At 48.4% G+C, this 23,256-nt stretch carries 19 protein-coding genes; 11 read left to right on the plus strand and 8 right to left on the minus strand.

All coding sequences use genetic code 11. The features are described from left to right. Positions 1-164: 164 nt before the first annotated feature. A complete protein-coding gene (locus tag MHB49_RS04190; RefSeq protein ID WP_405155145.1) occupies positions 165-1,559 on the plus strand; it encodes a PLP-dependent aminotransferase family protein in 1,395 nt (464 codons plus the stop codon). 81 nt (positions 1,560-1,640) lie between these two features. On the opposite strand, the gene MHB49_RS04195 is transcribed toward MHB49_RS04190, so the two are convergent. After that, positions 1,641-2,960 (minus strand): glutamate-1-semialdehyde 2,1-aminomutase, encoded by a 1,320-nt coding sequence (locus tag MHB49_RS04195; RefSeq protein ID WP_405155146.1) that lies wholly within the window; start codon positions 2,958-2,960, stop codon positions 1,641-1,643. A 78-nt stretch (positions 2,961-3,038) separates the two neighbouring features. After that, positions 3,039-4,082 carry an LCP family protein gene (locus MHB49_RS04200; RefSeq protein ID WP_405155147.1) on the minus strand — a complete coding sequence of 348 codons (1,044 nt, stop codon included), beginning with the start codon at positions 4,080-4,082 and terminating at the stop codon, positions 3,039-3,041. Between the two features lie 206 nt (positions 4,083-4,288). Here MHB49_RS04200 and MHB49_RS04205 point away from each other — a divergent pair, with 206 nt between their 5' ends. The 4 genes from MHB49_RS04205 to bcp are packed head-to-tail and all read left to right on the plus strand — an operon-like array spanning position 4,289 to position 7,430. After that, positions 4,289-5,335, plus strand: a complete 1,047-nt coding sequence (locus MHB49_RS04205; RefSeq protein WP_405155148.1) for an ATP-binding cassette domain-containing protein — start codon at positions 4,289-4,291, stop codon at positions 5,333-5,335. Position 5,336: 1 nt separating this feature from the next. Next, the gene (locus tag MHB49_RS04210) at positions 5,337-6,131 is read left to right on the plus strand and encodes an ABC-2 family transporter protein (protein ID WP_053779604.1); all 795 of its coding nucleotides are present in this window, start codon (positions 5,337-5,339) and stop codon (positions 6,129-6,131) included. 13 nt (positions 6,132-6,144) lie between these two features. Next, entirely contained in the window at positions 6,145-6,921 is a 777-nt protein-coding gene (locus MHB49_RS04215; protein ID WP_405157038.1) for an ABC transporter permease, read from the plus strand. 44 nt (positions 6,922-6,965) lie between these two features. Then, positions 6,966-7,430: a thioredoxin-dependent thiol peroxidase gene (bcp, locus tag MHB49_RS04220; RefSeq protein WP_405155149.1), complete on the plus strand. Its 465-nt coding sequence runs from the start codon at positions 6,966-6,968 to the stop codon at positions 7,428-7,430. Positions 7,431-7,521: 91 nt separating this feature from the next. Here bcp and MHB49_RS04225 read toward each other — a convergent pair whose 3' ends face one another. Genes MHB49_RS04225 through MHB49_RS04245 form a run of 5 tightly spaced genes read right to left on the minus strand, consistent with a single transcriptional unit; the run spans position 7,522 to position 12,792 of the window. Beyond that, positions 7,522-8,649 carry an endospore germination permease gene (locus MHB49_RS04225; RefSeq protein WP_405155150.1) on the minus strand — a complete coding sequence of 376 codons (1,128 nt, stop codon included), beginning with the start codon at positions 8,647-8,649 and terminating at the stop codon, positions 7,522-7,524. A 42-nt stretch (positions 8,650-8,691) separates the two neighbouring features. Beyond that, a complete protein-coding gene (locus tag MHB49_RS04230) occupies positions 8,692-9,798 on the minus strand; it encodes an endospore germination permease (protein ID WP_405155151.1) in 1,107 nt (368 codons plus the stop codon). A 19-nt stretch (positions 9,799-9,817) separates the two neighbouring features. Further along, positions 9,818-10,054 carry a hypothetical protein gene (locus MHB49_RS04235; RefSeq protein ID WP_405155152.1) on the minus strand — a complete coding sequence of 79 codons (237 nt, stop codon included), beginning with the start codon at positions 10,052-10,054 and terminating at the stop codon, positions 9,818-9,820. A gap of 5 nt (positions 10,055-10,059) precedes the next feature. Next, on the minus strand, positions 10,060-11,262 hold the full coding sequence (locus tag MHB49_RS04240) for a Ger(x)C family spore germination protein (RefSeq protein WP_405155153.1): 1,203 nt from the start codon (positions 11,260-11,262) through the stop codon (positions 10,060-10,062). A gap of 18 nt (positions 11,263-11,280) precedes the next feature. Continuing rightward, complete coding sequence (locus tag MHB49_RS04245) at positions 11,281-12,792, minus strand: spore germination protein (protein WP_405155154.1); 1,512 nt, start codon at positions 12,790-12,792, stop codon at positions 11,281-11,283. A gap of 173 nt (positions 12,793-12,965) precedes the next feature. Between MHB49_RS04245 and MHB49_RS04250 the strand changes: the two genes are divergently transcribed. After that, positions 12,966-14,279, plus strand: coding sequence for an MFS transporter (locus MHB49_RS04250; RefSeq protein ID WP_405155155.1), 1,314 nt, complete (start codon positions 12,966-12,968; stop codon positions 14,277-14,279). 147 nt (positions 14,280-14,426) lie between these two features. Here the strand turns inward: MHB49_RS04250 and MHB49_RS04255 are convergent, their stop codons facing one another. Further along, positions 14,427-15,071 carry a DedA family protein gene (locus tag MHB49_RS04255; RefSeq protein ID WP_405155156.1) on the minus strand — a complete coding sequence of 215 codons (645 nt, stop codon included), beginning with the start codon at positions 15,069-15,071 and terminating at the stop codon, positions 14,427-14,429. 245 nt (positions 15,072-15,316) lie between these two features. Here MHB49_RS04255 and MHB49_RS04260 point away from each other — a divergent pair, with 245 nt between their 5' ends. The 5 genes from MHB49_RS04260 (at position 15,317) to guaA (ending at position 23,194) form a co-directional block, all read left to right on the plus strand. Continuing rightward, the gene (locus MHB49_RS04260) at positions 15,317-16,585 is read left to right on the plus strand and encodes a polysaccharide deacetylase family protein (protein ID WP_405155157.1); all 1,269 of its coding nucleotides are present in this window, start codon (positions 15,317-15,319) and stop codon (positions 16,583-16,585) included. A gap of 103 nt (positions 16,586-16,688) precedes the next feature. After that, positions 16,689-17,678, plus strand: a complete 990-nt coding sequence (locus MHB49_RS04265; RefSeq protein WP_247900696.1) for a MoxR family ATPase — start codon at positions 16,689-16,691, stop codon at positions 17,676-17,678. Beyond that, complete coding sequence (locus MHB49_RS04270) at positions 17,675-19,039, plus strand: DUF58 domain-containing protein (protein WP_405155158.1); 1,365 nt, start codon at positions 17,675-17,677, stop codon at positions 19,037-19,039. The genes MHB49_RS04265 and MHB49_RS04270 overlap by 4 nt, the downstream gene beginning before the upstream one ends. Continuing rightward, positions 19,026-21,389 (plus strand): DUF4129 domain-containing transglutaminase family protein, encoded by a 2,364-nt coding sequence (locus MHB49_RS04275; RefSeq protein WP_405155159.1) that lies wholly within the window; start codon positions 19,026-19,028, stop codon positions 21,387-21,389. The genes MHB49_RS04270 and MHB49_RS04275 overlap by 14 nt, the downstream gene beginning before the upstream one ends. Before the next feature lie 266 nt (positions 21,390-21,655). Continuing rightward, positions 21,656-23,194: a glutamine-hydrolyzing GMP synthase gene (guaA, locus tag MHB49_RS04280; protein WP_247900699.1), complete on the plus strand. Its 1,539-nt coding sequence runs from the start codon at positions 21,656-21,658 to the stop codon at positions 23,192-23,194. Positions 23,195-23,256: the final 62 nt, after the last annotated feature.

The following is a 23,256-nucleotide window of genomic DNA, read 5'->3' on the forward strand; positions in this document are numbered from 1 at the left end:
ATAATACGGTTTTTCTTTTCAACTACAACGGCGCATATGCTGCTGCGTGCGCTGTCTGGCCTTATTCAATATACTGCCAGACCAATCATGGTACAATAGACAAAAACCTTAACTGTACCGGTACAGTAAAGATGATGCTAAGGTCGGAAGAGAGGCAGAATCCTATGAGAAAATACGAAATTATCGCCGAATCACTTAAGCAATGGATTCAGGACCAATTGCGCCAGCAGAACAGTGGACAATGGCAGGATAAAGGCATCAAACTGCCGGCTGTACGTGTTCTGGCTGAGCAGTATCAATGTAGTGTGAGTACAGCCATACGTGCGTACGAGTGGCTGGAAGAGAGACACCTGGTCTACGCGGTGCCTCAGTCCGGGTATTATGCGGTACAGAATGGGGCCGAAGTGGAGGATGGAGAGTGGCAGGGGCCGCTGGATTTTGCCTCCGCAGCTCCTGATCCGCGTGTATTTCCTTATTCCGATTTTCGCCATTGTGTGGATCAGGCAATGGAGAAGAGACAGGCGGATTTGTTTTTGTATGGAACCGAGCGAGGCTTGCCTTCCTTGATTGAATTGTTGCAGAAGCAATTCGCCGATTACCAGGTGTTTGCCCGGAAAGAGCAATTCTTTATTACGTCAGGAGTTCAGCAGGCCCTAGCTGTGCTGGCGTTAATGCCTTTTCCGAATGGGAAAAGGCAGGTGATGCTGGAAATGCCAGGTTATCATAATATGCCTTCGCTTCTACAAGGGCTGAATGTACCGATTGCCGGTGTCAGACGCTCACTCGATGGCCTGGATTGGGATGAGCTCGAACGACAGTTCCGCGAAGGAGATATCAAATTTTTTTATGTCATGCCGCGTTTTCACAACCCGATTGGCACCTCCCTGAAGGGAGCCGAGAAGAAAAGATTAATCCGGCTGGCGCAGCGTTACGACGTCTATCTAGTAGAGGATGATTTCTTGGCTGATCTGGAAGAGAATACAAAGCAGGACCCGTTATGGTCGTATGATACGGAAGGGCGAGTCATTTATCTGAAAAGTTACTCCAAAATCCTGTTTCCTGGGCTGCGGATTGGCGTGGCTATTCTGCCTGCAAGTCTTACTGCAACGTTTAGCAAATACAAAAAAATGCTCGACATTGACACTGCAGTACTGTCTCAGGCAGCACTTGAGGTGTACATTCGTAACGGGATGTTTGCCCACCATGGCAAAGTCATCCGCAGCCGTTATGCTGCCCGAATGAATAAATTGTATCAACAACTTAATGCCTTCCCAGACTTCGGTCCATTTGCGAATGCACCGCGTACAGGAGGAGAGCATACGGTTCTGCCACTGCCTAAGGATATGCCGCTCAGGGTTTTACTGTCCCGTTTGGACAAAAGGGGAGTCATTGCCGGTACCACGGAACGATATTATCCGGAAGGTTCACAAGAGATACAACAGGATAAAATGCTGCGGTTAAACATATCCAATGTTCCAAAGCAACGGATTGAGGGAGGACTACGGATTATCCGTGAGGAAATAGCGAAACTGCAAAAGGCGTCCACACAAGCGGAATAATCGCTTGGGGGACGCCTTATTTCATGTGATAAATTTCAGTGATTTCTGCTATGACGCAATTTGTGAATTGTTAGATAACCGTTACGCCTGAGCCATAGCTTTGAAGGAGGCTTCTGCTGCTTCGAGTGTTTCCTCAACATCCTTGTCCGTATGTGCAGTGGTCAGGAACCAGGCTTCATATTTGGAAGGAGCCAGATTAATGCCACGATTCAGCATATGACGGAAGAAGGAGGCAAACTGTTCCCCATCGGTATCCTGGGCTTGATCATAGTTCGTAACCGGGTGGTCACAGAAGTGGGTGGAGAAGGCTCCACGAATCCGGTTAATGGTTAATGCAATGCCATGACGGTCAGCGGAAGCCTGCAAACCTCTGGTCAGGTCAATCGCTAGACGTTCCATCTCTTCATACACACCCTGGCCTTGCAGAACTTCCAGACATGCAATACCCGCAGAGATGGACGCTGGATTACCAGCCATCGTTCCAGCTTGATAAGCCGGGCCGAGTGGAGCAACCTGCTCCATGACCTGTTTACGGCCGCCGTAAGCACCGATCGGCAGACCGCCGCCGATAATTTTGCCAAGAGCAGTCAAATCCGGTTCGATCTCCGCATGATTGTCCAGTCCGTCGTACGTCTGTGTGGAGCCATAGTGGAAACGGAAGGCTGTAATGACCTCGTCGTAAATGACGAGCGAGCCGTTGTCCCGAGTCATGGCACAGAGTCCTTCCAGGAAGCCGGGTTCCGGCATAACCATACCGAAGTTGCCAACAATCGGTTCAACCATGACTGCTGCGACATCATCGCCCCAACGCTCCAGAGCTGCTTTCAGGCTGTCCAGATCGTTGAAAGGTACTGTGATAACTTCGTGCGCAATGCTCGTTGGAATGCCTGCACTATCCGGGATACCGAGCGTGGAAGGCCCTGAGCCTGCTGCCACAAGGACCAGGTCGGAGTGGCCGTGGTAACATCCGGCGAATTTCACGATTTTATTACGTTTGGTGTAGGCGCGGGCAACCCGGATGGTCGTCATGACTGCTTCTGTACCGGAGTTTACAAAACGTACCTTGTCCATGGAAGGAATGGCTTCCTTCAGCATTTTGGCGAGCTGGATCTCAAGCTCCGTAGGTGTGCCGTACAGCACGCCGTTTGCAGCTGCCTCGGTAATCGCCTGGGTGATATGAGGATGAGCATGTCCTGTAACGATGGGGCCGTATGCTGCGAGATAATCGATATAACGGTTGTCGTCGACATCCCAGAAGTGAGCGCCTTGCGCTTTTTTCATAAATACAGGTGCACCGCCACCCACCGCTTTGAATGAGCGGGAAGGACTGTTCACACCTCCTACAATATGTTGAAGTGCTTCTTCGTATAACAGCTCGGAACGGGAACGTGATGGATTCATAAAATAACTTCCTTTCATATGAGATAAACAAAACACAGCGAGAGGGCAGCATAGGGGCTGCCCTCTTCGCGTTGCACATTACTGTGCGGGTTGCTTGGATTCTTGGTCGTCACCACTTGCCGTTTTGTCTTCGGTTCCGGTAGTCGTGCTTTCCTCTTGAACAGGAGGATGAATGATATCCTGAATGTATTGCTTGAGTTTTTCTTCACTGGTTACCGTCAGCACCTCAGCTCCGCCTGGTGTCCGCTCTTCCTTGAGCATTTTCATTGGCGGGATCTGCTCGCTGCCGTTCATGCTGCTCTGATATCCGAGTCCGCCCAATTTCCACATGTCAGAGAGGGTCAGGTTGGTATCTATATAAGGATTGACTTCTTCCAGAATGGAAGGCAGTTTGGCAATTGTTGTCGTTGACTGCATTTTCGCTGCTACAGCTTTCAGGAATTCACGCTGCCGCTCGGAGCGGGCATAATCCGACATGGCATCATGACGGAAGCGAACGTACATAAGAGCCGTATTTCCATCTAAATGTTGGTATCCTTTTTTCAGATCAATATCGTATTCGTTCTTGTCCGCTTTACTTGTATAATGCATATCCTTCTCTACGTCAAAATCCACACCGCCAACGGCATCCACCAATTTGATGAATCCCTGGAAATCGGTATACACATAATACTGGACAGGGATTCCCAGCAGGTCTCCCGCAGCTTTCATTGCCACGTTGGGACCATGTGTGATGGCCGTATTGATTCGTTCCTTGCCATACCCGTCAATATTGACGTATGTGTCGCGCAGAATGGAAAATAAATTAATTTTTTTGGTGAGGGGGTCAAGTGAAACGACCATCATGCTGTCAGAACGAGGAATTTCCCCTTTTTCCAGACCGCGGGCATCAACACCCATAACAAGAATATTGACCGTTTCGCTCCCTTCCCATTTCGGAGGATCCGGTGTATTTACTTTTTCAACATTTTCGATACCGGCAAACGGCGATTCGTCGCCTTCCTTTTGCAAGCCATTCAACTGATTGAGAATAGAACCGAAATAAAATGCCGCAGCGCCTCCAACAATCAGCACAAAGGCGGCAAGAGAAATCCAAATGGTTCTCTTCGTCTTTCTGGTCATGCTAGCTCTCCTTTGTATTCAAAATAAATGAAGATGAGTCCAATGTGATCTAGCCCGGGCTTTCCGTACACGACCATAACTGTGAGATATAACAGAGGACGCGGCCTCAGACTATTTTTTTAAAGCTTGCTGAATTTTGACTGATACTATTATAATTTCTTTTTGGGCTACAAGCAATTTCAACAAAATCCAAGTGAGGTATAATCATGCTGGCGATTGATGTCAAAGATTTACGCAAGTCGTTTAGCGTCCAGAAAAGTCGAGGAGGACTTAAGGGCGCATTCCAGGACCTGTTTGCACGTCAATACCAGGAGGTATTGGCTGTAAATGATATTTCATTTCAGATTCCGCAGGGCGAAATATGCGGATATATTGGGGAGAACGGTGCTGGTAAATCAACAACGATTAAGATGTTGACCGGCATTTTGGTGCCTACTTCAGGGCAAATATCGGTTGGTGGATATGTTCCATATCAGGAACGTGAGAAGTTTGTACAGAATATTGGTGTCGTTTTTGGTCAACGCAGCCAACTCTGGTGGGATATTGGTGTCATTGAGTCCTTCCATCTGCTGCGCAAAGTGTATCGAGTAGGTGAGGTCGATTTCCGCAAACGTCTGGATGAATTGGTTGAGCGGTTACAACTTCAGGATCTGCTGAACCGTCCAGTACGTAAGCTTAGTCTTGGACAGCGTATGCGCTGTGAGCTGGTCGCTGCGCTGCTGCACAATCCAGATATCGTTTTTCTGGATGAACCAACCATTGGTCTGGATATTGTCGTGAAGTCGGAAATCCGTGAATTCCTGAAAGACATGAACAAGGAACACGGAACAACCATTTTGCTGACCACCCATGATCTGCAGGACATTGAAGCGTTATGTTCAAGAGTTATTATGCTCGATGCGGGCAATATCATTTATGATGGCGGGTTGGATCATCTGAAATCCCAGTGGGGCAAGGAACGGGAAATCCGTTTCAAATTTGGCACGGGTCACTCCATGAATCAAATGCTGGACTGGACTGCTGGACTGCCTGTTCGCTGGACGGTGGAAAATGAACTGTCTGCATCGGTATGGATTCCACTTGAGCTCAATGTGTCGGATGTGCTTGGACGGGTTGTTGGACAGGCAGATATTACTGATATTCAGATTATTGAAATTAACACGGATGAGATTGTGCGCAGTATTTATCAATCCGGTTCCGCCGAGCGTCCCGAGATAGTGGGAGCAAAGAACGAAGCGGTGGGTGTATCCTAAGATGAATAGTGCATTTTTTGATTTTATGCGCATCCGGTTCCTGACGATGCTTGCATACCGGGTGAATTATTATTCCGGCATTTTGATATATACGCTGAATATCGGCGTGTATTACTTTACTTGGCAAGCCATTTACGGCAGCAGTGGTGAACTGGGCGGTTTTACGGCAGCTCAGATGACGACATATGTGGCGGTATCGTGGATGGCGCGTGCATTTTATTTTAACAACCTGGACCGGGAAATAGCCGCGGATATTCGGGATGGCTCCATTGCCATTCAATTCATAAGACCGATTAACTATGTCATGGTCAAAATGATGCAGGGGCTGGGCGAGGGAATATTCCGTTTCCTGCTGCTCATGATTCCGGGAATGCTCATTGCCATTCTGTTGTTCCCGGTTGAACTGCCAACGGCGCCGTCCGCGTGGATTGGCTTTCTGGTCATGCTGTTCTTCAGTTTCCTCATTAACTCCCAGATTAATGTCATTACGGGACTGGCCGCATTTTTTGTAGAAAACAATGAAGGCATGATGCGCATGAAACGGGTTGTGGTTGATCTGTTCTCCGGTCTGATCATTCCAATTAGCCTCTATCCGGGCTGGATGTCCGCAGTGATGAAGGTACTGCCTTTTCAGGCCATTACGTATCTGCCCGGCTCAGTTTTCACCGGAAGAGTGGAAGGCACAGGCATCTGGAGCGTACTCGGCATTCAGGTGTTCTGGTTTGTCATACTGCTCATTCCAATGATGCTGATCTGGCGTCAGGCGCGCAAGCGTCTGTTCGTGCAAGGAGGATAACAGAGTGTACTACATGGGCCTGATCTGGGAATATTTAAAAAATTACATGAAAACACGTCTCACGTACCGCGCCGACTTTTGGGTCGAGATCCTTTCGGATTTGCTGTTCCAGGCAACCAATCTGATCTTTATCTTTGTAGTTTTCCGTCACACGGATAATTTGGGCGGCTGGAGTGAGAGTGAAGTGCTTTTTGTTTATGGATATTTTATGGTGCCTTACGGTATCTTCAGTTGTTTTATCAATCTGTGGGGGTTCAGTGAACGATATATTGTCAAAGGCGAGATGGATCGCATATTAACACGACCTGCACACAACCTGTTCCAGATTTTACTCGAAAATGTGGACCCGCCTGCGCTTGTAGGCTCATTTATCGGTCTGATTATCATGGTCATTAGCGGTGCAGAGATGGGGCTTGTACTGGAGTGGTGGCATATCCCTGCCCTGATTATTCTGGCTCTGAGTTCCGTACTAATCTATGCGGGTATCTATATCACCTTGACGTCGTTGTCTTTTTATTCGGACGCGCCTACAGGCATCCTGCCATTAATGTACAACATTCAAGGATATGGACGTTATCCGGTGACGATCTATAACCGTGCGATTCAGGTCCTGTTAACATGGGTCATTCCGTTTGCCTTCGTGGGCATTTATCCGGCAGCACTGTTCCTGGAGCGATCGGAGATGCACCGCATGGCTATGCTGACACCAGTGGTGGGATTGGTGTTTGGCTCCATCGGCCTTCTACTGTGGAATTATGGTGTGAAGAAGTATCGCGGAGCAGGATCATAACAGAAATCCTTGTGAAGGGATGATGAGGTAGAGGAGGAATTGAGATGACATTAACCGAAGGCAAACTGGCACCAGACTTTGAACTTCCGTCCAGTATGGGAGAGACGGTGAAGCTCTCGGATTATCGCGGACAGCGGGTGCTGCTTTATTTTTATCCTAAAGACATGACTTCTTCCTGCACGCAGCAGGCATGTGATTTCCGTGATCGTCATGAGGAGTTCAAGGAGTTAAATACCGTTATTTTAGGCGTTAGCACCGATCCGATGAAACGGCATGACCAATTCATTGCCAAATACGGCTTGCCATTTATTCTGTTGTCAGACGAAGATCATCAGGTAGCCGAGCAATACGGCGTATGGCAGCTCAAGAAATTGTATGGCAAGGAATATATGGGGTTGGTACGCTCCACGTTTCTCATTGATGAAGAGGGTGTTCTGCTGAAGTCGTGGTCGAAGGTACGAGTCAAAGGACATATCGAAGCAGCGCTGGAGACTATAAAGGAATTGTAGAAAAGGGATTTCTTATGAAGGGCTGTGCTCGCGGAACTTACCATGGAGCACAGCCTCTTTATGTTATACTTTTTGGATTGATGCAAAATGTTCATGTGTGTGACTGTTCTGGGCTGGTTTGGCTTTTTTGGCTCTTGCCAAAGCGTATGCGATGAACCAGCAAAAGGAACAGTGGGATGATGAAACTTACGGTCATATCCCAATCCACCCAGGCAGGCATAATGGTATTGGTGTAGAAGATGACATTGGGTGAAATCAAGATGGACAATGAAAACATGAGCAAGATTGAGGGTAATATAAGGGGTTTATATGTTTTCAACTGGAACAGATGAGCTAATCCAATAACAAAAGCGAACATATACATAAGGCTTTTGAAATAGGTTGCAATTAACCATGCAGTAGCCATGAAGGCTTCCATGCGCTCAAAAAAATGACCGATATTAATTTTCTGGGACAGGGTATAGGAAATATAAATATTATGCTGGGTCATGAATGGCCCCATAACGAGCAGGGAGAACAGTAACAACACGCTGAGAAGCAAACCTCCCGATAAAGTGGCGAGCAGCATATCTCGTTTAACATTTGGCCCTTTCATTACATAAGGAAGAATCATGGTAATTACGATGAGCTCACCGAATGAAGTGAAAGCTCCACGAACCACCGCTTCAATCAGATGTATCCACTTGACGCTCAAGAAAGGTTGCAGATGTGAACCGTCTATTTTGGGCAAAAGCCCCATGAACAGGAGTAGCATAAAGACAACAACAACAGGGGTCAGCATTTCAATGCTTGCTGCCATGGGCTCCAGACCTTTCATAAGGCCCCAGAATAGAGAGCACATGAGCATAATCAAAATGACACGAATAGGAGTCTTGAGGTAAATCTGGGTAGTCATAAAGTCTCCAACCTCACGGATACAGATGGCAGCACCTATAGCGAAATAGAACAGGTAACCAACAGATAAGACCGATCCTGCCCATAGGCCAAGCAATTTTCTGATGATTTCAATTAGGGAAAGATCCGGAAACGTTTGATGGAGTTTGTACAGAATCCAAATGATGAACAGACCAATGGGCTGCCCGAAGATAGAGCAGAGCCATGCATCATTTTTACCCAAAGCGGTGACCAAGGACGGATAGATCAGAATCATATCCCCCACCATGACAAGAAAGGTAAGCAAGGTAAATTGCCGAATACTGATTTTATCTTTAATAATCATGGTCCTATCCTCCTTTCTGATCAATACTTTACAGAGGCACTTTTATCCGGAAGACTTGGTTTTCCAGCGCTTTTTAAACATATGCACCAACAATAATAACCCAGGCAAAATAATGCATAAGGTGGTGTCCCAATCTACCCAGTACGGAACGATTGTAATGACGATGAAAGTCAAACTGGGTGAGACCAAATTGGCAAGGCCAAAGACCAACAGGGACGTCGGCAGGATCAGCACTCGATACTGCTTGAGCTTGAACAGCTCGGCGGTTCCCAAAACAAATGCATACATATACACCATAGCTTTGATATATGTAGAGATAAGCCAGGAAGAGGCCATAATCGCTTCAATGCGCTCGAAAAAACCGCCGATATCAATCTTCTGAGATAAAGTAAAGGAAGCATAAATATTATGCTGTGTAAGGAAAGCGCCTAGAACAAGCAGAGAAACGGTAACCAATGTTGCCAGGATCAGGTTGCCGAGCCCTGCAGCAGCAAGAACATCCCGGGTACGGTGTGTCTGATTCAATGTGTAGGGGACAATCATCATGATGGGAATCACTTCACCTACCGGGTATATGATACTAACGAGAATCCCTTGCAGGATAGAGACCACACCCGTATCTGTAGCAGGCTTCAAATGGCTGGGGTCAACTTGGGGCAGTAGACAGAATGTAAGCACAAGAATAAACACAATAAGGATAGGCATGAGTAATTCACTGCTTCGTCCCATCGTCTCCAGCCCATGGTACACCCCCCAGCCAAGCGCAACCACAAACATCAGGGTAATGACGCGAAGCGGGGTGTACTGAAAGATTTGGGAGGTGATGAAATCTCCGACTTCCCGGGTGTGGGCGGAGGTGCCTACCACAAAGAAGAAAAGATAAAAGATGGAGACAAGCGTGCCTGGCCAAAATCCCAGAATACTTCGTGAAATCTGTACCAGATTTTTCTCAGGATAGAGATTACACAGCTTCAAAAACATGAGCATGAGGGCCATACCGAGTGGAACCCCGACAAGAGCGCATATCCAGGCATCTTGTTTGGCATAGGAAGTGATAACCGAGGGATAGATTAGCATCATATCCCCGACCACCATCATGAAAATAAGGGTAGACAATTGTCTTGTTCCGATGCGGCCCTGCTCAAGCATAATGTCCCCTCCTTTTTCCCTAAGTCCCAGTTAAGTGTGCCAGAAATTGATTTACAGGTTCATAGATCCATATGATGAGATATAGTGGACTCGGGAATTCCCACAAGTTTGCTGCAATGATACTTAAGAAGGTAGCCAGCAGCAGCAAGGTACTGTAAACAGCCGTTTCTTTCCATTCCTTGCTTCGGATGAGGGCAGGAAGATCGACCCACCCGATAAGCCCAGCAGTTACAATGACGCTAAGTGTAAGCAACAACCTGTTCACTCCCTAAGTTCATTTTTGAACGAATCATCCAGTGTCCCTACACGCTTGATTTGCACATTGACATCGTAATGCACATCCAGATTTTCAAGATAGTTATCCCAGTCCTTCTCCACTTTTTTGAAAAATTTAGGATCTGCGTGATAAACCTCTTGTCCAAATCCGAAAATATCGACATGGAACTTGCGCTGCACAGACTTGACGGATTCTTGCATTAGATCCATAAGCCGTTCCTCGCTGTCCCGCTCCAGTTCCTTGAGAACGTCCATTGAACCAATCTTGATTCCGCATTCCACGGCACCGATGGAGGATACATTTTTGATTTTGATGCTGATGACAGGCTGACCTGCAACGACTTTTGCTTTGCGTTTGGTTGTTGAGCGCAGGGTTTTGAAGGTCACGTTCCCACCTTTTCGGCAAGGAAGATGTCCAATGGTGGATTTCACATTGTTTCGGATATAGTTATATCCCTTGGACTCATCCTCCGTTAGCCAGCCAATCAGCTTGTCCTTTTTGAATACGGAAAGTCCGGTTGAATTCAGGCTGGCGGGAGAATGGATGGTTGAAATGTTATCCTTGCTTCCGCTTTTCTCCTGTGGACCAACAATCTCCACGCCGGTTATGACAGGCTGTATGCCGGGAGTAATCATATATTCCATTAACTGATCTCCGGTAACGGTTGTCGTGGGTGACCAGATTTTGGAGGATACATCTAGTGAATTAAACAACTTCTCTGCCGGCAAGTTCTCAAGTGGCGTTAACACATCCAGCACTTTGGCAGCCGTTGTATTTCGGGCTACCATGACATAGTAGTCAGGGCGTACCGTAGGTTCCCGCATTAGAGCTTCAGTTACATCATAAATACCGACTTTCCGGGCATATTCTTCACCAATGACCATTACGCGAATATGCGCCATAAAGATACGGCGGGGACTAGATTGCGTTAATTTTTGTATCGCTTCAAACAATGTTGGGGCAGAAGCTTGGTACTGCGTCACAGGGGTCCCTTTACCTCCTCCTGATTTGGAAGATACTTCATTGGGCACAACCACCTGAGCGGTCACCTTAATCATTTCGCCATCCTTGTCCACACCCAGTCCCAGCATGATGCCGAGCTCATTGAGTTCCTGTCGATCCCAGCATCCGGTAAGGAGAGGGAGCAGAACGGCAAAAGATAGAATCAATTGTAGGCATTTGTTCATACACGTTCTCCTTACCGATTATCGTTTTGTTTTTTTGTTTGCCTGTCTGGTTTCGTTTGGCGTTCCGGTAGAAAGAGGACGGGTCTTCATCCGGGCCCAAGGCACGCGGAAAAGGGTATCTTTTAGATCTTTCCCGATATAAGGCGCAAACGGGGACATATATGACACGCCAAAAGACCTTAAACTGCATAGATGAGTTACAGTGATCAGCAGAACGATCAGAATGCCGTAGAATCCGAAGGCAGCAGCCAAGATCATCAGAACAAAACGCAGAATTCGCACAGAGATGGACAATCCATTTTCCGGGATGACATAACTGGATATCGCTGTAATGGATACGATAATAACCATGGCAGCCGATACAACGCCTGCATCTACTGCGGCCTGACCAATAACAAGGGTACCCACAATGGAAACGGCCTGACCTACGGTCTTCGGAATTCGAATGCCCGCTTCCCGCAAAATTTCATAGGTTAGCTCCATTAAGATGGCTTCAATGAATGCCGGGAATGGTACACCTTCACGCTGTGCTGCCAAACTGATAAGCAGGTTGGTAGGCAGCATCTCCTGATGAAACGTAGTAATGGCAATATAAAAGGACGGGGCAAGAAGTGCGATAAAGAAGGCCAGATAACGAATCATTCGAATTAATGTGCTAATATCGGCCCGCTGGTAGTAGTCTTCGGGAGACTGAAAGAAATGAACAAACAAAGCTGGAACGAGCAGCACAAAGGGGGTGCCATCTATAATAATCGCAACTCTGCCTTCAAGCAGTGCAGCACAAACCGTATCTGGTCGCTCGCTGTTATAGATCGTAGGGAAGATGGTACCTGTCTTGTCCTGTACCAGTTCTTCGATATATCCGCTCTCCAGAATGGCATCAATATCAATCCTGTCAAGCCTGCTCCGCAGTTCCTTTACAACCTCCTGGTCGACGATATGCTCAAGGTATACCACGGCAACCCTGGTGTTCGATACTCGCCCAATCTCCCTTTCCTCAATCCAGAGATGGGGGTCCCGAATTCGTTTGCGAATTAACCCTGTATTTGTACGCAAATTTTCATTGAAGCCTTCCATGGGTCCCCGAACAACGGTTTGGGAAACCGGTTCACTTACGGCACGGTCTTCCCAGCCAGCTGCTGCAATTTTCAGGCCTTGATTGGAACCTTCCAGAAGTACAACGGCAAAGCCAGCCAGAAGGGCATCTAGAACGTCTTTCATTTTGTCAATTAGAGTCACGCTGCTAGCTGCAAGTACGTCATTCTGAAGATAGATCAGGTGCTCGTTATCCGCTGAGAAGTCAGGCAGTTCACGGGTTTGCAACAAGGATTTCAAGATGGAATGATTAATAATCTGCACATCCACCATTCCGTCGATATACAACATGACTGAAGGCCATTTGTGCAGACATTGCAGTGGACGAATCATCAAGTCTTTGCTATTCCCCATCACTTGCTTGCAGTATTCTGTATTTTCCGTAAGATTCGGAGATATTCTTTGGTCCTGACTGCTCGGCGCTGCTGTATTCATTCCTTCACCCCTTATCCACCCTATATTTGCAAATTAGTATGACCTGGATGAATCCGGATTATCACAATGAGTTATTGAATATATCCATACAATAAAAAGAATATTGTCAATTCATATATATTAGAATATCATCTAATTATACTTATATCTAATTTAAAGAGAAGAGGATTCCCATGTTGTTTAGGTCTTCCATTCTGATTTTGTTACAAAAAGAATCGGAATACCGCAAGTTCTTTATCGCGGGATTAGTCAACGGCATAGGTGACCGTTTCTGTCAGGTAGCCATGCTTTCGTTAATTCTCAGCACAACAGGATCTGGACTTGCTGTAGGACTGGCCCTTGGTCTGCGTGTACTTCCATTTCTGTTGCTTGCCCCGGCAGGCGGCATGTTAACCATGCGTTTCTCACGGCGAAAGATTATGCTGTTTACCAATTTGATAAGGGTGCCTCTTGCTCTGAGCTATTTACTTGTAAACAGTGCAGATGATCTGTGGATTTTATATACAGCGAGTACTTTACTAGCTTGTGCTGAGGCTCTCTATGCGCCGGTCCGCAAATCAGGCATACCACTGCTTGTACAACCAGAACATTTGCTCAAAATTAACGGACTTGAACAGGTGATGAACGGTACGGTACTGATCGTAGGTGCCTTTCTTGGGGGAATCACCTCATCAGTGATAGGGCCGCAGGCTGCGTTTATACCCAATGCACTGTGCTTTCTGATGGCTGCTGTTTTGATCCGAAAAGTCTCGTTTCCATCCGGAATTGGTGCTGAAACAAATGAGCTTTCACTTGAAAGTGTGGAGAGATCAGCCGCTGCAGTTTCTGGTAAATCTTCGGTGATTACTCGTGCCCATGGTGCAGTTCATGTTCCTTCGGTGATATGGAGGCTGATTCGAACCTCTGTAACATTACAGATCATCATCCTGTTCGAGCTATGGGTACCGGTCATAAACGGGATTGATAATGTATTAATAAGCGTTTATGCAATTGAAGTGTTTTCCCTTGGGGATTGGGGTGTAGGTCTGTTTTATGCGGCGCTTGGGACAGGGCTGGTATTAAGCAACTGGTGCTCTCGTTATTTTCAGCATTGGCTACTCCCGGGAGTAGTCATGTGTCTGCTTGTGGAAGGGGGACTGCTTATGCTGCTTAGTATGGCGACTCTGCCAGTGATCGCAGTGCTGATCTATATTCTGCTGGCCCTTATGTCGGGAATAGGCAATGCTTGTCTGGATACACTGCTGATGCGTGAGACACCTGAGAAATACCGAGGACTTATCTATGGCTTGGTGACGGCTTGCAGTAGTACCATGCTGGGGTTATCCATGTTTGGTGCGGGTTTGTTATTAGAAGTGGTGGAGCCACGAAAGCTAGGTTTGGCAGGCGGAATGGGTTTTGCGGCAATTGCTGTTTTGCTTACAATCTATGGATGGTTAAGGGCGCGTGAGGCTTTTAACATTAGACGTATAACCAAAAGAAGAACATAAAAAAAGGAGCCGCGATATGCAGCTCCTTATTAATAATAGAAAGGTTAACCCGGAGGTCCCACATCTAATAGGGCAGGAAAACCTCTGCGCTAGATGTGTCTGAATTCAACCATTAATATCATCGATCGATATGTGAGTAATTATCGTTTATTTTTGTCTTTGCCGAATGGCGGCAGGCTTGCGCAACGATCGGGCTGCCCACGCTTTTCGATAACGGTACAGTACGGCTGCAATGAACAGCAGTCCGATTCCCGCCACGATGTAAGCTGTATATTGATGGGCAAGATGGAACACCGCGTTCCATTGGGGTCCGAATATTTTGCCAATACCCAGGAACAACAACACCCAGAACAGGGCGCCTGAATAGGCATAGAGAGCGAATTTACGAAAGGGAACAGCGGCTATACCCGCGAAATATCCGGTGAAATGTCTCACTCCCGGAATGAAATAACCGATGAAGATCAGGGCATTGCCGTACTTGGCAAACCACTTTTGTGTTTTATCCAGCTTGTCCTGTTTCATCAGAAACCATTTTCCATATCGTGTAATGAACGGCAGACCTGCTTTGGCCCCAATAAAATAAGTGATCGTCATGCCAATCGTCGTTCCCATAAAAGCAAGGATGGCCAGTATTCCGAAGTCCAGATGTCCCTTGTAGGACAGAAACCCTGCATAGGCCATAGTCGTTTCTCCCGGGAAGGGAAGGGCGATGAATTCCAGCAATAAGCCAAAAAACAAAACGCTGTATCCGTAGGATCCAAACAGATGCTGGACCTTTTCAAGCAATTCCAATAGACTTCACTCTCCTGCAGACAGGGTGGGAGGAGATACGTACTCTCCAAGGCGTTTTGTTCACGATCCTACCTGTCCATTATGCTACCTAATCCGAAGCGAAGAATCAATCACGAGCCATCCCAAATTGTGAAAAATTATAAAACAAAATCGCGTCTTTTTTCAGCGCATCCTCCATATAATTCTAACAAATCTGCTGAAGTCTATCAGCAAATTCACTAGAGACGTTGGAGGTTGATTCGTACATGGTAACACCAATACATACATTTTTATCTGGAAAATGGTCTGTGCTAATGCTTCGCATTGTGGTACTGCTGTGTGTATTTGCTGCATATGCAGGCACAACTCACGCTTCTTCAGTATCGGGCTCTAATGCGCCAGCCTCCAAAAATGAGAATCCCCAAGACAAGGTAGTCTATTTGAGTTTTGACGATGGACCGGGTAAGCATACCCGTGAAGTATTGGATATTTTGCGCAAGGAGCAAGTGTTGGCTACATTTTTTGTGCTTGGTGAGCAGGCAGAACGTTATCCTGAGATGATCCGTGCGGTTGTGGAAGACGGACATGCTTTGGGCAATCATACGTTTAATCATAATTATGAACAGCTGTACAGTGATTTCAAAGTGTTCTGGAAACAGATCAAACAGACAGAGGCGGTAGTGGAGCGAATTACCGGATTTCGGCCAAATCTGGTTCGTGCTCCGGGCGGTACCTACGGACATTTTGACAAGAGCTATTTTGATCTGCTGAAATTAGGCGGGTACACCGTTATGGACTGGAACGTAGACAGTGGCGATTCCAAACGGAAGGGTGTTCCGGCCAAAGAAATCTTACGCAATGCGACCAAGATTCCTTCGGGGGCACGTTCGGTCATTGTATTGATGCATGACGGAGGCGCACATGGCGAGACGGTAAAAGCACTACCTGGCATTATCAAGTATTACCGCGATCAGGGTTTTCGTTTTGACACGATGAAGGCCTCGGATCAGCCTGTTCAATTCCGGATCGATTCCAATGGTAAATATAAGTCTCGCAAAGCTCCGGGTAAGGAGTGGGTCGCTGAAAATGTACAGGAGAACAGCAACCTGTGGCTCGCTGGCAAGGAATTGAAGGTGGAAATTGGCTTGGCAGCAGCGACATTGAAGCAAGGAGAATTCCGCGTGGAAGATCAGCAGATCATCGTGCCTTTGCGAACCTTTATGAAAAAGTTTGGTGGCAGTACTCGCTGGGATAGAGAGACCCGGACAGCCACAGCCGTATGGAAGGACCGAACCATTCATGCAGTCAGTATCAACGGATACCTGACAACAAAACGTGCAGACCAGATGAAAGAGAGGGTCACAGAAGGAGTTGTGCAGAGCCAGGGAGGAACGACCTGGGTTCCGCTACGGGTATTGATGGAGCATATGGGAGTTACCGTTGACTCATTAAAGGTGAATGAACAGGAATGGATTGTTAAAGCGAGCTTGCCTCTGGCAGCAGCAAACAGCATGTATCTTTATAAAATGATCTGAATAAAGTCGTTCATGCAGGACTATTCTCTCTACTTCCGGGCAACACTGAATCATAGATTAGTATGGATCAGGAATGCCGATGGATGGAAGGAGATAAGAAGAAATGTCTTATATTCGGATGGAACATGAGCACGCCGTTGAATTGCTGAACAGAGTGATGAAGCGAGTTGAAAGTGTGATTATTGGCAAGAAACAAGAGATTCGATATGTGTTAACTGCAATGCTTAGTGGAGGTCATGTACTTCTGGAAGATGTACCGGGTACAGGCAAAACGATGCTGGTTCGCGCCGTCGCTTCTGCGCTGGATTGCTCCATGGGACGAATTCAGTTCACATCGGACGTGATGCCGGCAGATGTGACGGGCACGTCGATGTATCATCCGCATACGGGAGAGTTCAAGTTTCGGCCAGGACCCGTCATGTCCAATATTGTTCTGGCTGATGAAATCAATCGCGCTTCCCCTCGTACCCAGTCAGCACTTCTGGAAGCGATGGAGGAACGACGCATTACGGTGGATGGCACAACCTATGCTTTGCCGCGCCCATTCTTCTTGCTGGCAACGCAAAATCCATTGCAGTTTGAAGGAACCTATCGTCTGCCTGAAGCACAGCTGGATCGTTTTATTATGAAGATTGGACTGGGGTACCCTGATCCTGAGCAGGAAGTCGAACTGTTAACCCGAATGCAAAGCAGAGAATTGCTTGATGAACTTCGTCCTGTCATGCTCGCTGAAGAAGTCGCAGCCATGCAGCGTGAAGTGAAACATGTACATGTGGACCCTGTTGTCAAACAGTATCTGGTTACCGTGGCCGTGGCTTCCAGAAGCCACCCGGCGGTAAGATTGGGAATCAGCCCGCGCGGAACTTTGGCCTGGATGGCTGCGGCACAATCGTTTGCTTATCTCCAAGGACGCAGTTATGTCATCCCAGATGATGTGAAAGAGATGGCTGTACCCGTACTTTCCCATCGCGTTCAATTGAAAGCTCAGAATAGAGCAGAGATCTGGGCACAGGCACAAGTGATTCAGGAAGTTCTGTCATCGGTTCCTATACCTGTACAGATGACGGCGCAGGGAAGGGGACGGCGTCAATGACTGCGCTGGGTCAACGGTTGTTGGGTGCTTTCGTGGTGGTGGTTTTTGTCTCTCTGTATGTATGGCATGGCGGCAGAGCCGCGCTTTTTCTGTCCATTATAGCCGCCTTGATGCTCACAAGTGCACTGATGATCCATATTTTCGGTCCGCGCAATATTAACCTTCGGCGACAAGTGCATGCGAATCGGGTTGTGGCAGGCGAAAGAACGCGGGTGTCGGTGGAACTGAAATTCGACTGCCGGATTCCACTGTTATGGATCATTCTGTGTGAGAATACGCCTGCTGGCGTACACCGTAAATTACTATTTCCGGGAACCCGTCGTCAGTTTACATATCAATATGAAATATCGGGTTTACGCAGAGGGGTATACAGATGGGAGTCAGGGAAGTTGTTCTGGGGGGATATCTTCGGATGGAATACGCTCTCCGCAGAGACCGTGCATCATACCCCGCTAATTGTTGTTCCTCAGGCAACGGAATGGGGCGAGAATGATCTCGGAGAATACTCGGCTATGGGAGAAGATGCCCTGTCTGAGAGAAGAAGCAGTCAGGGGAGTCGCAGTCCTGAATTCCGGGAATATCAGCAAGGTGACCCACTGGGGCGTGTTCATTGGAAAAGTACAGCCAAGACAGGTCGTCTTCAGACTTTTTTGCCTGAAACCTCCGATTCTGTCTCACTCGGCATTCTTGTGTATGAAGGTGCATCCGGTTATGGAGCAAGGCAGACAGAGAAGAAGGATACGCCTGCTTTTGAGCGCGCGGTTCGTGCGGCTGCCCGTTGGATCAATACCGCTGAGCGGGATAACATCCCTTATCGTCTGTGGACGGAAGGTGGTGAGTCAGAATCTGTTTATCAGGAGAAATGGCAGCAAGAACTCCTGTACTCGTCTGAAAATGATGCACTGGACAGGCTGGCGCAGGCACGAATTTCCACGGCTCAAGCTTCATCTCCGTCGATTCGCACAGAGATGTTGGATAGAATGGCGATCGGATCAAGGATTGTGGTTCTCACCGGCAGAATGGATGACGTTCTGATGGAGTGGGTAATGTGTGCAATCGGGTTAGGGTACAGGGTAGAGGTTCAGTTTACTGAGTTCATAGATGGGGAAGATGTATCACCTGTGTCACGGTCGGAATCGCCCAGCGACAACTTGGCCCAGGAGCGGGGGAAACATGTGGATACGGCAGATGTCTCTATAGTTTCAGAGACAGATAAGTCCATTGCAACGGATCGAACCATCCATGACGTGGGCAATGAGAGTCTGGAACAGCTGCGTCAAAGAGGAGTGCACTTCCATTGGATCACAGATAGCTCCTTACCTTCAATGAGAAAGGCGGAGGTAACGGATGTGGGAGCATAATGGGAACCCTGAAGCGAATTCCACTGTGGCCGACAGTGGGCATACCGCTAGATTGGGATTAGAGTCGGTACACTCCATATATAAAGCAGAGACCGGGACAATTGGAGTAGAGTTGAAAAACCATGGGCAAAGTGTGGAGCCTTTCGTTTATCGCATCGCTCTTTCTGCCATTTTGCTCATATTGTCCATGGAGTGGATTTACCCGGTGATTTCAACGGGTCAGCAGGGCAGTGAACGATTTCTGTCCGTGATGGCAGGGTTAACGGGAACCTTGCTATTCGTAGGTTTGCTTCGTACCGGCTGGATTACGGGAATACTGATCAGACTCTTCATTGTTCTAGCCGCATTATGCTGCATGTATGGAGGGAATGACCCTGCGGGATGGGCAGCGGCATATCCGGCCACGCTCTCTGAGGATATGGGCAGTTTCATGAGTACCTGGCGTTTTCACTCGATTAGTGTGGAGACCAGAGGTCTGCTCATGATGTGTGGCTGGAGCATGCTTATGGCTTCCGTACAGTCGCTTGTACTGTTGCGACGAAGTGTGATGCTGTTTGGCAGTGCAACACTGGTCTACTTGCTGCTGCTTGAATCCTTTGCCGGGATGGATGTATATACTTCGATGATACGTTCTGTATTGTGGATTTTGCTTATTCAGGCCATGTTACAGCTGCTGCGTCTTAATGGTGGGGTCACCACCCCGCTCTTTAGGCAAAGTCCTTATGGTCGTTGGTGTATGGTAACACTTGCGGTGTCGGCAGGGATGGTATTTCTCTCCGCAATTCCTGGTCAGCTTGCTTCCATTCCCCCACCGGAACGTATATCTATGGAGCGAATGGGAGAGCGGCTGGCCCACTGGGCAGGCTATACACAGCACAGAAGTATTCCTGCCGTAACCGCCGTTACGGGATATAGTACAGCGGATGCACCAATGGGCGCACCTTTGGTGCAAGGAGACACGATCTTTTTTACGGCGAAAAGCCCGAAAGCTACGTATTGGCGGGGCGAGACCCGTTCATATTATAACGGAAGCTCCTGGAGTGATCCGGTGCAGAATTTTGAGACGGCAAGTCCATCCGGATTGCTGCGTACCGATGGGTGGGAGTACCCAGCCTATTGGCAGCGTATTCGTCAATCCGTGACAATGAAGCGGGAATGGAGTGGGCCCAACCCCATCTTTACAGGGGGAGTGCCACTTAATCTCTCGTTCCAGGAAAAGAACAGTGAACTTCAGAAGAATAAACGTTTACTGCTGTCGAATGAAGATTCCGCAACGTTATGGCTTGCGAGTTCCTATGAAAATCAATCGGTTAAAAGTTATACAGCAGACGTGATGATTCCTGTGGCAACATCTGAGCAGCTACGCCTTCTGGGGAAGATGTCCAAAATGAAAGATCCGTCTGCAATTCGCAGAACGTATCTGCAGCTGCCCACTACGCTTCCTGGGCGGGTGCAGGCTCTTGCCAAGGAGATCGTTCAGGGAAGTGAGACTCGTTATGATGCTGTGCAAGCCGTAAAAACGTACCTTGCCGATCATGCCGAGTATACGCTGGATACCCGAATGCCACCGCGTGGAACCGATTTTGTGGACGACTTTCTATTCGTCACAAGGCAGGGGTATTGTAATCATTTCTCAACAGCCATGATTGTGTTGTTGCGTGCAGAGGGTATACCGGCACGCTGGGTTAAGGGGTTCGGACCCGGAGATGTGGACCCGGACGTTTCCGGGCAATACATCGTAACCCAAGGAGATGCACATTCCTGGGTAGAAGTGTATTTCCCTGGCGCAGGCTGGATGCCGTTCGAGGCTACACCGGGCTTCACCATGACGCAGGGTGAAGCCCAGGACGCCGCTGCGCTCAGCGGCCAGCAGCCCGTTGCCGTGACCACGCCGCAGACGGACGGCGGGGCGGCTCGAGCGGGCGCATGGCTGCTTGCCCGCGCAAGGGACATTGCCGCGCACCCATGGCCCGCGGCGGCCCTTGCGGCAGCGGCGTTGCTGTGCGCCGCTGGGGCCACGCGCATGCGGCGGCTTCGCCCCGCGCTGCGCTTAAGGCTGCTGCTGGCGTGGCCGCGCAGCAGCTTTCCGGACCGCGAGCGGCTGCTCAGCGCTGCCGCTCCGGTCTGGGCCGCGCTCGCGCGCCGCTACGGCCCGCGGCCGCCGGGGATGACGCTGCGTGAATATGCAGCGTCACCCGCCGTGGCCGCAGGCACGGACGGCGCGGACATCGCGCGGTTCGCAGCCGACTGGGAGCGGCTGCTGTACGGGCCGGACCGTCCGCTGCGTGCGGACAGTCTGGACTTCCTGCGCCGGGCACTTCATCTGGCCCGGCGCTTGCAGGCGCTGTAACATGGTTTACAGCGCAGCCCCATACGTAGACGCCTTTCTCGCTCCATAGCGCGAACGAGGCGTCTTTACGCGAGCATTCACCGTGAGTTCAGGTAAAGGGAGCGAGAATGAACAGAATGGCGCCAATCACATTCGAGCCAATGCCGTATTCTCTGACGTTAATTATGTCATGTTTTGAGATGTCGAAAAAAGGAGTTTCGCCTTTCCTTGACGGTATGTTTTGTCGTTGCGTATAATTAGTTTCATTAATTGAGGGAGGCTCGGTAATGAATAAGCAAAATGAAATAGTGGTTGTCCTTGACTTTGGGGGCCAATACAACCAGTTAATCGCCAGAAGAATCCGGGATCTTGGCGTATACAGCGAGCTTTTGCCGTATAACACACCAGCAGAGAAGATCGCAGAATTGTCACCAAAAGGTATTGTATTCTCCGGAGGTCCTTCCAGCGTGTACGCTGAGAACGCTCCGCATGTAGATCCGGGTGTGTATGATCTTGGACTTCCAATCTTCGGGATTTGCTACGGTATGCAGCTTATGGCACAGCAGCTTGAAGGGAAAGTGGAACGTTCCGAGAAGCGTGAGTACGGAAAAGCAGACCTTGAGTTTGCCGCAGGTGCTGCACTGGCACAGGGCATTGAAGGCGAACATACGGTATGGATGAGTCATGGTGACCATGTAGTTACATTGCCTCCGGGCTTCAAACTGGATGCAGGCACGGAAAGTGCGCCGATCGCTGCGATGAGTAACGATGAGCGCAAATTGTATGCTGTTCAGTTCCACCCGGAAGTGCGTCACTCTGTTCGTGGTAACGATATGATTAGCAACTTCCTGTTTAACATCTGTGGTTGCGAAGGCAACTGGACGATGGAAACATTTATTGACGACACCATCAAGGATATTCGTGAAAAAGTGGGCGACGGTAAAGTACTGTGTGCACTTAGCGGTGGTGTGGATTCTTCCGTTGTGGCTGCATTGCTTCACAAAGCGATCGGTGACCAACTGACATGTATGTTTATCGACCACGGTCTGCTGCGCAAAGGCGAAGCAGAGAGCGTAATGGAGACGTTTGTTGGCAAATTCGACATGAAAGTTGTCAAAATCGATGCACAGGAGCGCTTCATGTCCAAGCTGGCTGGCGTGGATGATCCGGAACAAAAACGTAAAATTATCGGTAACGAGTTTATTTACGTATTTGATGAAGAGTCCAAGCAGTTTGATGATTTCGAATTCCTGGCGCAAGGTACACTGTACACGGACATCGTGGAAAGTGGCACAGCAACAGCACAAACGATCAAATCTCACCACAACGTGGGTGGATTGCCTGAAGATATGAACTTTAAGCTGATTGAACCGCTGAGCACCCTGTTCAAGGATGAAGTGCGCAAAGTGGGTACAGAGTGCGGCCTGCCGGACGAAATTGTACACCGTCAGCCTTTCCCAGGTCCGGGTCTTGCGATCCGTGTTCTTGGAGAAGTTACCGAAGAGAAGCTTAAAATCGTTCGTGATTCCGACTACATCCTGCGTGAAGAAATTATTAAAGCAGGTCTGGACCGCGAAATTTGGCAATACTTCACGGCTTTGCCTAACATGAAGAGTGTTGGGGTAATGGGCGATGCACGTACGTATTCCTACACTGTAGGTATCCGTGCCGTAACCTCCATTGATGGTATGACCGCAGACTGGGCACGTATTCCTTGGGACGTATTGGAGAAGATCTCCGTACGGATCGTTAATGAAGTGGACAACGTAAACCGTATCGTCTATGACGTAACTTCCAAACCACCTGCAACGATCGAGTGGGAATAGAAGTTAGCTATACAGATATAAAAACAAGAGATCGGAGTTTCCGTCAAAGGAGCTTCGGTCTC

The organism is Paenibacillus sp. FSL K6-0108, from assembly GCF_045040695.1.
GTDB lineage: Bacteria > Bacillota > Bacilli > Paenibacillales > Paenibacillaceae > Paenibacillus > Paenibacillus pabuli_B.

Coding starts and splice junctions, on each gene's coding strand:
- MHB49_RS04230 (WP_405155151.1), bottom strand. CDS start 9,798: ATGCTTGAGCAGGGCCGCATCGGAACAAGACAATTGTCTACCCTTATT.
- MHB49_RS04215 (WP_405157038.1), top strand. CDS start 6,145: ATGGGCCTGATCTGGGAATATTTAAAAAATTACATGAAAACACGTCTC.
- MHB49_RS04260 (WP_405155157.1), top strand. CDS start 15,317: ATGGTAACACCAATACATACATTTTTATCTGGAAAATGGTCTGTGCTA.
- bcp (WP_405155149.1), top strand. CDS start 6,966: ATGACATTAACCGAAGGCAAACTGGCACCAGACTTTGAACTTCCGTCC.
- MHB49_RS04200 (WP_405155147.1), bottom strand. CDS start 4,082: ATGACCAGAAAGACGAAGAGAACCATTTGGATTTCTCTTGCCGCCTTT.
- MHB49_RS04240 (WP_405155153.1), bottom strand. CDS start 11,262: ATGAACAAATGCCTACAATTGATTCTATCTTTTGCCGTTCTGCTCCCT.
- guaA (WP_247900699.1), top strand. CDS start 21,656: ATGAATAAGCAAAATGAAATAGTGGTTGTCCTTGACTTTGGGGGCCAA.
- MHB49_RS04270 (WP_405155158.1), top strand. CDS start 17,675: ATGACTGCGCTGGGTCAACGGTTGTTGGGTGCTTTCGTGGTGGTGGTT.
- MHB49_RS04205 (WP_405155148.1), top strand. CDS start 4,289: ATGCTGGCGATTGATGTCAAAGATTTACGCAAGTCGTTTAGCGTCCAG.
- MHB49_RS04210 (WP_053779604.1), top strand. CDS start 5,337: ATGAATAGTGCATTTTTTGATTTTATGCGCATCCGGTTCCTGACGATG.
- MHB49_RS04190 (WP_405155145.1), top strand. CDS start 165: ATGAGAAAATACGAAATTATCGCCGAATCACTTAAGCAATGGATTCAG.
- MHB49_RS04195 (WP_405155146.1), bottom strand. CDS start 2,960: ATGAATCCATCACGTTCCCGTTCCGAGCTGTTATACGAAGAAGCACTT.
- MHB49_RS04250 (WP_405155155.1), top strand. CDS start 12,966: ATGTTGTTTAGGTCTTCCATTCTGATTTTGTTACAAAAAGAATCGGAA.
- MHB49_RS04245 (WP_405155154.1), bottom strand. CDS start 12,792: ATGAATACAGCAGCGCCGAGCAGTCAGGACCAAAGAATATCTCCGAAT.
- MHB49_RS04265 (WP_247900696.1), top strand. CDS start 16,689: ATGTCTTATATTCGGATGGAACATGAGCACGCCGTTGAATTGCTGAAC.
- MHB49_RS04275 (WP_405155159.1), top strand. CDS start 19,026: ATGTGGGAGCATAATGGGAACCCTGAAGCGAATTCCACTGTGGCCGAC.
- MHB49_RS04225 (WP_405155150.1), bottom strand. CDS start 8,649: ATGATTATTAAAGATAAAATCAGTATTCGGCAATTTACCTTGCTTACC.